8 protein-coding genes and 1 tRNA gene are annotated in these 8,603 nt (G+C 50.7%); 4 read left to right on the top strand and 5 right to left on the bottom strand.

The window, feature by feature from the left end:
• Window position 1 precedes the first annotated feature (1 nt).
• The 4 genes from cas3 to JT718_RS10725 form a co-directional block, all read right to left on the bottom strand.
• The gene (cas3, locus tag JT718_RS10710; RefSeq protein ID WP_205502507.1) at window positions 2-2,209 is read right to left on the bottom strand and encodes a CRISPR-associated helicase Cas3'; all 2,208 of its coding nucleotides are present in this window, start codon (window positions 2,207-2,209) and stop codon (window positions 2-4) included.
• A 6-nt stretch (window positions 2,210-2,215) separates the two neighbouring features.
• Entirely contained in the window at window positions 2,216-2,806 is a 591-nt protein-coding gene (locus tag JT718_RS10715; protein WP_205502509.1) for a hypothetical protein, read from the bottom strand.
• Between the two features lie 6 nt (window positions 2,807-2,812).
• A complete protein-coding gene (locus JT718_RS10720) occupies window positions 2,813-3,475 on the bottom strand; it encodes a CRISPR-associated endoribonuclease Cas6 (protein ID WP_205502511.1) in 663 nt (220 codons plus the stop codon).
• A gap of 160 nt (window positions 3,476-3,635) precedes the next feature.
• Window positions 3,636-4,556 (bottom strand): helix-turn-helix transcriptional regulator, encoded by a 921-nt coding sequence (locus tag JT718_RS10725; protein ID WP_205502513.1) that lies wholly within the window; start codon window positions 4,554-4,556, stop codon window positions 3,636-3,638.
• Window positions 4,557-5,036: 480 nt separating this feature from the next.
• On the opposite strand from JT718_RS10725, the gene JT718_RS10730 reads away from it, so the two are divergent.
• Window positions 5,037-5,192, top strand: a complete 156-nt coding sequence (locus JT718_RS10730; protein WP_205502516.1) for a hypothetical protein — start codon at window positions 5,037-5,039, stop codon at window positions 5,190-5,192.
• Between the two features lie 174 nt (window positions 5,193-5,366).
• On the opposite strand, the gene JT718_RS10735 is transcribed toward JT718_RS10730, so the two are convergent.
• Window positions 5,367-5,438, bottom strand: a tRNA-Glu gene (locus tag JT718_RS10735).
• Window positions 5,439-5,617: 179 nt separating this feature from the next.
• On the opposite strand from JT718_RS10735, the gene gap reads away from it, so the two are divergent.
• The 3 genes from gap (at window position 5,618) to JT718_RS10750 (ending at window position 8,054) form a co-directional block, all read left to right on the top strand.
• Window positions 5,618-6,616, top strand: a complete 999-nt coding sequence (gene gap, locus JT718_RS10740) for a type I glyceraldehyde-3-phosphate dehydrogenase (RefSeq protein ID WP_205502518.1) — start codon at window positions 5,618-5,620, stop codon at window positions 6,614-6,616.
• A gap of 183 nt (window positions 6,617-6,799) precedes the next feature.
• A complete protein-coding gene (locus JT718_RS10745) occupies window positions 6,800-7,705 on the top strand; it encodes a diacylglycerol/lipid kinase family protein (RefSeq protein ID WP_205502520.1) in 906 nt (301 codons plus the stop codon).
• Window positions 7,706-7,709: 4 nt separating this feature from the next.
• A complete protein-coding gene (locus tag JT718_RS10750; RefSeq protein WP_205502523.1) occupies window positions 7,710-8,054 on the top strand; it encodes a translation initiation factor in 345 nt (114 codons plus the stop codon).
• Window positions 8,055-8,603: the final 549 nt, after the last annotated feature.

An 8,603-nucleotide genomic window follows, 5' to 3' on the forward strand; every position in this document is an offset into this window, starting at 1 on the left:
TTTAAATAAATCTATATTTATTGGCGTAATGCTCTGGCTTTGCGAATTCTAACAATAAGCCCTTCTCAGGATCATAAGCACAGTCAGGTATAATAAAAGGCCTGGTTCCCAAAAGTGATTGATCTAACTTTCTATATGCAATTGTGTGGTAACGGACAGGGATCTCAAATTGCATTCGGTCTTCGTATTCTGCTGCTTCGTAGGCCTCTTGGTCTGCCTGTGTAATACAGGTGACGCTGTCAATATCCAGTTTCTCTAACAGGGCGGTTTTTGCCTTGTGCTGAAGCTTATCAATTCGCCAGCGGCTCTGACAGAAAATTGCTTCTTTCTCTACTGTAACATCCTCTATGGTTGGGAACACAGCATCTATTCTTTCTTGCAGGCTTCTTTCGTCTAAGAGCTCTTGATCGGGTAGAGCTGAGTAGCTTCGTTGAAGTATTTCGGATTCATAAGGTTTTGCATCATTCTCAGACGGTGGGGGAGCCAATACATATACAGGCTTGTATTCTCCAATAGTATGGGGAGTTCTTTTCCTGTTGATGCGGCCAAAGCGCTGTATCAGTGCGTCAATGGGTGCGCATTGTGTTATCATCAGGTCAAAGCTGATATCCAAACTAACTTCCACTACTTGCGTTGCTACTACAATACAGGAGCCTTCTGCCGTGTTGAATTCAGCAATAGGTATCCCATAATCATCTATTCTACTACCAGTCAGCATTTTTTCTAGCTGCTGCCTGTCTTTGCGCTTAAACCTGCTGTGAATGAGGAGTCTGGGCTCTTCTGGAAAGTAATCTGCTAGGTATTCAAACCATTTTTGCGCTGTATCTACTTGGTTGGCAACCAGAAGAATCTTTTTTCTTTGTACTAGAGCTGTTTCTAAAGTCTCATGGCAACCTTCAAAGCTTTCTTCTTTGTAAACGATGTGGCGGTTAAACTTTTCTAATTCGTTCTCAGATAAACTTACTTCATAAACATTGCCTTCCCCAAGTAACTCCAGAATTTGCTTATACAAACAGGTGGGCATCGTGGCAGTGCCTATATGCAGTCTGCAATTCAGTTTGCTAAGCATTTCCACTATTTTGAGTACAATAGCGCGGGTGACCTGCGTGTAGGTATGAATCTCATCCAGGATTATGTCACTGTCTTTCAAATCCATGATAAGTGCTTCATAACCGTTGGTGCCAAACACAATGCCTGCCATTTGGTGCGGTGTGAGTACTTTTATGGAGGCCCCTATATGGCCTTGTAAAATCTTTTCTTCCACTTTCCCCTTTTCAATAATCAAGCTGGAAGAAGAATGCAATAGCCTTATATGTAAATCAGGATTGTCTTCTTTCAAGTCACCACAGAACCTATTGTACATAGCATTGATGGAAGCCTGAAAGGGCAACGTATAGAATACCCTACCCGAGCACCTGCGCATTAAAAAGTCTGTTTTTCCGGCACCAGTTGGTGCGGTAACCAGCGTATGCCTCTTTTCTGATGCGGCTGAAATCAGGGAAAGAGGGTGTAACTCGCTTACTCTATTGTAGTGATTTAAATTAGGTGCTTTGAAGAGTGGATTAAGTTGAGATGCTGTTCTATGAACCAACGCTGAGGCAAAGTGGTCTGCAGCCATTAGAAGGCCTTTCCATTCTGAATATCCCGGTGCGACAGATTCACAGTAATCAACTACTTTAAGGTATGCGGCTTCTGCTTCGCCTCTGGAGATAGGACGTGTTCTAAACCCAAGCAAGGATAAAAGTTGTAGCGCATCTTCACACCAACTTTCCCAGTCCTGTAGATGATTTTCTAGGTTTACTCCTGCTTCAAACCGTTCTTCCAAGTCACAGATGCCACCTTGCCTTGCATCTTTTTTAATAGATTTATGATGGGCGATAATCATTTCAATCAAGGCGGCATGGTCTTGCTCTGGAAAGAGCGGCAAGAAAAAAAGGGAGGCTATTTCATGCCGGAATGGTGCTTCGTTAGGGTCGCGGGTATAATTTGGTTGTAGCTTTTTCTGGAAGACACAGCTAGCTTTCCCTATATCATGAAGCAATGCACCCGTTCGTGCTAACTCAATATCCAACCCAGTATGTTGGGCCACCTTTTCTGCTACCAATGCCACATGTAATAAATGGTCATACAGAGTGGTGTGGTCAGGTTTTCCTTTAGCCTTTAAATGGTTTAGGGAAGAGACTTGTATCTCCTTTGCAATGGCTTCCATATACTATCAGGAAAAAGTTGTTACTGGATTTCCATAGGTCTTTAACCACCCGTGCATGGGTTCAGCCTTATTCCAGCGGTTATGGCCAACTAAAAACGCTTGCTCATTTTGCTCAAATATTAATTCAAAGCCGGAAAACTGTTCTAAGTCCTCGTCAAAGTCGTTCTCAGTAACAGATCTTATTTGTTCATCTGGTAACAGTATGTCTTCATTTCTACACAAACAAATATGCTGGGTTGAGGCTATGCGCGCATCTTCTTCTGTGCCAAAGGCCAGATATAAGGTAGGGTTAAGTAACACACCTCTGTAAAGAATGGAGCGGGGACGTTCCATCTTTTTGCTGACTTTATTCCACCCTCGGGTCTGGGTCTGCTCCATCTGCATAGACATACCTTCATACCTAAGCCGATGTCTTCTAATCTTGTGTATGCCAGTGGCTCCTAAAAGATAAGGGAAAAGTTTCTTCTCAATGCCTTCTGTAATAGAAGGTGTTAAAAATTGCTGGCTATAGGTTTCACTGTCCCTGACTGCTGTCCAAGGTTTGATAAAGGCAAAAGGACCGGAGTATTTAACAAGGTGTAGTATAGATTTTGTCATAAAATATTACATTAAAGCCCCGAAACCACTTCCCGTCAATTCCCCAGCACCTACCAGCCACGCGAACTGCACGGCTTCCGGCGGGCCCTGCACTAGCACGGGGCAGAGGCTGCCTTTATGCTGGATGCCTTTTATCTCCATCAGTTTGTGGCGCGGAGCCAGGAAGTCGCGGTCAAAGGCTACTGAAACCCCTTCAGAGGAAAGCCCGGCTTTCTCCAGTTTGTGGCGCAGGGTGGCAGTGAGGGCTACATCGGCGGCGGGGGAGTCATGCAAGAGGTATTCACGGGTGCCGTCGGGCCGAACCTGCCGGGCAATCACGGGCCCGTCTGCCAGGAAGCGGTACTGCTCACCAAAGGCCGGAGTGGGTAATTCCTGTACCTCGTACACCCGCATGCCATAAAAAAGCTCCGGCTCGTTGATGATGCCCATGAGCAGTTTGCGGGTAGCTTCTTCAGAATGGAAGGAAATCTGCCAGGTGGCCCCGGCCGGGAAAGAGAGGGCCCCGCGTTGGGCTTTGCCGCCCCGCAGCCACCCGAAGCTGTACAGGCTCAGCCCGTCATGCAGGGCGTTGTCCGGTCCCAACCAGCGGTGCAGCCGTAGGGTAAGCTCATACAGGTGGTTGAAGGGCACCTGCTGCGTATTGGGTGAAAGTTTTAGTTGTATCCGCATAAGTTCTGTTTATTGATGCTATTTAAATGGAGTGCTCGCCAGAATCCGGCGGCGGCTGAATGAGATGCTGATTTTTTAGAAATAATATTGAATTGGTCATCTGATGCTTTTCTGTTTCCGGTCTGTTTTTGCGAAAACAGGCCGGAAACGGAGGCTTCCCTTACACCTCGTACCGCTTCGCCATTCTCAGTACCCGCTGCTTGATTTTCTCGCGTAGTTCCTTTGGTTCCAGTACTTCCACGTGTTCCCCGTAGCCCAGAATAAGACTTTCTAATTCTGGGTTGAGGATGATGCGAAGCAAGAGCACCATGCCCGTGCTGCTTTCCTCTGTTACTTGTTGGCTAGGGTGCAGGGGAACGGTCTTGATATAAGGAGCCATGGTCGCGTCAACCCTCAGGACCACTTCTGTCACCTCATGCTCCGGGCCAATGAAAACACCCAGCCCATCCTGCTTCAGGGCCAGGAACTCCGCGCGTCGGTCTTGCTGTACCGGGGTATTGGTGAGTTGCGGGGCCTGCATCCGTTCCAGTCCGAAGGTCTTGAACCGCTGGTCTTCTTCGTGCCAGGCGGCCAGGTACCAGCGGTTGCGGTACTCCAGCAGCAGGACCGGGTCTAGCTGGTAGGCTTTGGCAGGTACCGCCCCAAAGGCTTGGTAGGTGAACGAGAGCTGCCGCTGGGTACGCAGGGCTTCCCACAGCACAGGCAGATGCTGCAGGTCTTGCTGCGATTGGTTCTCCTCCAACAGCAGATACTGGCTGGTGCGCAGCGCGTCTGAGGAGTGGGTAAGAAACGCCAGCCGCTCGCCCCGCTCCAGCAATTGCAGAAACTGCCCGAAATTAGAAAGGTCTTCCTCTTGGGGCTGCTCCAGGTAATAGCCTCTGCGCCGGGGGCAAGGCTTAATGGTGATGCCGTAGTTGTCCTGGATTTCTTTGATGTCGCGCTCAATGGTCCTTCGGGAGACGTTCTCCAAGTCTTCTTCGCGCAGGCGTTCTGCTATCTGGGCTTTGGTGGGGTACAGGAAAGGCGGCTGTACCAGACGCAGAATGGTCAGGTGCCGCCTGATGATGGCATGATGGTGCATGATCTAATCTGGGATAAAATATTGTTTTCTGAATATATGATTCCAAAATGAAAGATGAAACTCCTGCAAGCGCTTTAGGAAAGCAAAAATGGGAGGAGAGAACCGGCGGCAGAGGGAGGGAGTGAATAAAAAAGCCGCTCCATTTTCATGAAGCAGCTTTGCTGTAGACTAGAGGATAGAAGTATCGAACCTCTTGGTACAAGATTTAAACCGTATGGTTATTTTCTTAACATTGCAGGCAAGAATAAGAGTAGGTTAGATGTATAGCTACCCTTTGGTAACGTTTTAGAATAGCAGAAGCCTAGTGGAACCTGGGCTTTCTATGTGATTCAGTGTTTCTCATCTTTTTTAGAGCCACTGCTTAACCCATTATGACAGGGAAATACCTTCTGCAGAAGTATTTTATTTTCGTTCCAGCGTATACACAAGGTCACTATGGACGTCAGGGTAGAATTAGTTGCAGATAAAGTAAATTAAACAATGAGTACCAGATCAGGAGACCAACAGAAGAAGCAGCGCCAGAAAGAATTTAGGGAAAGAAAAGAGCATCAGGAGTTGCTTAAAGCCGCGGCGAAGAAAGCTAAAAGTGATTCTTCAAGAAGTGATGATGGAATTGACAGGGTGCCCAAAGAGTAATATTGATTTAGATAGGTAAGTCCAGCTGGAGGTGTTGGCATTGCCTGTAATCTGTTTCCTGGTGCCTGTTTTGGTAGGAATTTTTGATGCGCAGCAATAGGGAGAGCTGCAGCGTCTGAGCTTTGAACCGAATTATAAAAAAAAGCCCCTCAGTATTGCTGAGAGGCTTTGCTGTAGTCCGTAGGGGAATCGAACCCCTGTTACCAGAATGAAAATCTGGTGTCCTAACCCCTAGACGAACGGACCATCTGTTGGTTTTGATGCTGCAAATATAGAGGGCAGAATTTAATCTGCCAAGCACCCTTCTTAAAAAAGCTGCGTTTAAACGCTAAATAGCTCACCGTGAGCCCTAAAATTTTTAATTTGTTTTGCCTGCCGGAACCCGTAACTTGCCGGGGCTTTATAAGAACAAAACCTTACGTAACATGTCTAAGAAAATAAGAGTAGCCATCAATGGCTTTGGCCGCATTGGCCGTCTTACCTTTAAGACTCTGATTGAGCGCGAGAACGTAGAAGTGGTAGGGATCAACGACCTGACCGACAACGCTACCCTGGCCCACTTATTAAAATATGACTCCGTACACGGCCGTTTCAATGGCACCGTTACTGCTGATGAAAACAGCATCACCGTAAACGGACAGCGCATTGAAGTGTTCGCGGAGCGGGAGCCTAAAAACCTGCCCTGGGGCAGACTGGAAGTAGACGTGGTACTGGAGTCTACGGGTAGATTCGTGGATGAGAAAGGCGCTGGCGGACACTTAGAGGCTGGTGCCAAAAAAGTGGTGATTTCGGCTCCTGCCAAAGGAAACATCCCAACCGTGGTGTTAGGGGTGAACGAAGAAACCCTTACCGGCCAGGAAACCATCGTTTCCAACGCTTCCTGCACCACCAACTGCCTGGCCCCTATGGCCAAGGTGCTGGATTCTGCCTTCGGTATTGAGAAAGGCTACATCACCACGGTGCACGCCTACACCGCCGACCAGAACCTGCAGGATGCTCCGCACGCAGACCTGCGCCGCGCCCGCGCTGCTGCCTACTCTATCGTGCCTACGTCTACCGGTGCCGCCCGCGCGGTTGGCCTGGTGCTGCCGCACCTGAACAAGAAACTAGACGGCGTGGCCATGCGCGTTCCTATTCCGGATGGCTCTCTGACCGACCTTACCGTGATCCTGAAGCGCGAAGTGACCAAGGAGGAAATCAACGTCGCCATGCGACAAGCCGCCGAAAACGAGCTGAAGGGCATTCTGGAGTATACCGAGGACCCCATCGTTTCCATTGACATTGTAGGCAACACGCACTCCTGCATCTTTGACGCCGAGCTGACCTCTGTGAACGGTACCCTGGCCAAAGTAGTGGGCTGGTATGACAACGAAACCGGTTACTCTAACAGAGCCGCCGACCTGATTGAGCGTTTAGGCGCTTAGGCTTCTGCCTGACCTTATTTCAAGAGTGGTGCTGCCGTGGGGCGGCACCACTTTTTTGTTTATTTTTACCAAAACAGCCCCAAAACAGAAAGGAGTACCATGCGGTTGCGTTCTCTTTTAAGGCAAGATTTATACAAGGAAAGCCCGTCTGCCGCTGTGCTTATCCCTCAACCCCAGCCCTCTATGACACAGCCCGTAGCCCCAGAGAAAGCCTGCTTCATCCTCAACCCTAAGTCGGGGGTGCGGAGCGCTGTGTCGGTGCCAGACCTGATTGCCGAGCACCTGGACACTGCCCGCTGGGAGGCCGAACTCATCCCCACGCAGTACGCCGGCCACGCCACCGAGCTGGCCCGGCAAGCCGCCGCAGCGGGAGCCCGGCTGGTGGTGGCCGTAGGCGGAGACGGTACCGTGAACGAGGTAGCCCGGGGCCTCAAAGGAACCAACACCGCGTTGGGGATCTTGCCCAAAGGCTCAGGCAACGGCTTGGCCCGGCATCTGGGCATTCCCATGGCCTTGCCGCAGGCGCTGGCCCTGCTCAACCAGCCTACGTTCCACCGCATAGATTCCTGCTCCATCAACGGGCACCCGTTTTTCTGCACCGCCGGCATCGGGTTCGACGGCCTGGTGAGCTCGGTTTTCGCGCTGAGCACCAAGCGGGGCCTCAGCAGCTACGTGCAGCTGGTGGTGCGCGAATTCAGGAACTTCAAGGCAGAGGCCGCCACCGTCAGCATCAACGGGCGTGACCTCAGTTCAGACTTTTTTGTGGTGGCGTTTGCCAATGCGTCGCAGTACGGGAACAACGCCTACATTGCGCCCATGGCCAACATCCAGGACGGGCTCATGGATGTCTGCCTGATCCGGCACGTGGGGGTGGCCGAGGCCATCCAGCTAGGGTATGGGCTCATGACCAAGCAGATTGCCCATTCTCACCTGGCGGAGTTCCATACCTGTGCCACCGTGCGCGTACACTGTGAAGTACCCCAGTACTACCATGCCGATGGCGAACCCATGGGCCAGGCCACCGAGTTTGAGGTGCAGATAGAGCCGCAGTCGTTAGAAGTAATCGCCTCCCTGGAGGCCAAAGCATAGAACCATGAGCAAGAACAAAAAAGGCCGCGAAGGCGTGGTCTATTCCACCAACCCAGATTTTGAGTACGACTACCAGCAGGAGGAAGCAGCGCAGACCCTGCCGCCCCAGCAGCAGAACCTGCGCGTGCAACTGGACAAGAAAAGCCGGGGGGGCAAGCAGGTAACGTTGGTGACCGGTTTTGTGGGGCAAGACGCCGACCTGCAAACCCTGGGCAAAACCCTGAAGACCAAATGCGGCGTGGGCGGCAGCGCCAAAGATGGCGAGATCACCGTGCAGGGCGATTTCCGGGACAAAGTGCTGCAACTACTCCTGGACCTGGGCTACAAAGCCAAAAAGTCGGGCGGTTGAACAGTTGCTGCGGCGCAGCTTTCCGGCAGACGGTTGCCCAGACAGGAAAGGCACAGGCATTGGTCTGTGCCTTTCCTGTTTTCAGCCCTTTTTCAGAGAATTGGCCTGGAAACGCTGTGTTGGCAGTGCGAGGTGATTGGGCCGTATCTACCTTCTGGGTTGAAGAAAGCGCTGGTTTGCTGATGAGGTGAATTTGCGTGGATGGGTGTACAGTCCAGGAATGCGTGCAGACACGAGCGGGACGCTCGCGCCAGCGGATCAATATGTTTATATTCTCCTAAGGGGTTAGTGGTTCACGGCAGTTACAAACTGCCCTCATGGTAGGTCCACCTCACAGACTTGAACCATGTATACCTATCATGTTTACCTATGTTGTATACCTATCATATATACCTATGTTGGAGGCCGGAAAGAGGAAGCGACGGCGTGTGCTAAGCAGACCTGTTCCAGTCTTTCGCTTGAGCGCCTAGCGCTCGACCCGGTGCCGCGCATGCGGCAGGCCTGAGGGCCAGGCGAGAGAGCACAGCGCGAAGGCGGAAGACGGGGCCC

Origin of the sequence: Rufibacter psychrotolerans (genome assembly GCF_016924645.1) — a bacterium.
In the GTDB taxonomy this organism is placed as follows: Bacteria; Bacteroidota; Bacteroidia; order Cytophagales; family Hymenobacteraceae; genus Nibribacter; species Nibribacter psychrotolerans.

Coding starts and splice junctions, on each gene's coding strand:
- JT718_RS10720 (WP_205502511.1), bottom strand. CDS start 3,475: ATGCGGATACAACTAAAACTTTCACCCAATACGCAGCAGGTGCCCTTC.
- gap (WP_205502518.1), top strand. CDS start 5,618: ATGTCTAAGAAAATAAGAGTAGCCATCAATGGCTTTGGCCGCATTGGC.
- JT718_RS10715 (WP_205502509.1), bottom strand. CDS start 2,806: ATGACAAAATCTATACTACACCTTGTTAAATACTCCGGTCCTTTTGCC.
- cas3 (WP_205502507.1), bottom strand. CDS start 2,209: ATGGAAGCCATTGCAAAGGAGATACAAGTCTCTTCCCTAAACCATTTA.
- JT718_RS10750 (WP_205502523.1), top strand. CDS start 7,710: ATGAGCAAGAACAAAAAAGGCCGCGAAGGCGTGGTCTATTCCACCAAC.
- JT718_RS10725 (WP_205502513.1), bottom strand. CDS start 4,556: ATGCACCATCATGCCATCATCAGGCGGCACCTGACCATTCTGCGTCTG.
- JT718_RS10730 (WP_205502516.1), top strand. CDS start 5,037: ATGAGTACCAGATCAGGAGACCAACAGAAGAAGCAGCGCCAGAAAGAA.
- JT718_RS10745 (WP_205502520.1), top strand. CDS start 6,800: ATGACACAGCCCGTAGCCCCAGAGAAAGCCTGCTTCATCCTCAACCCT.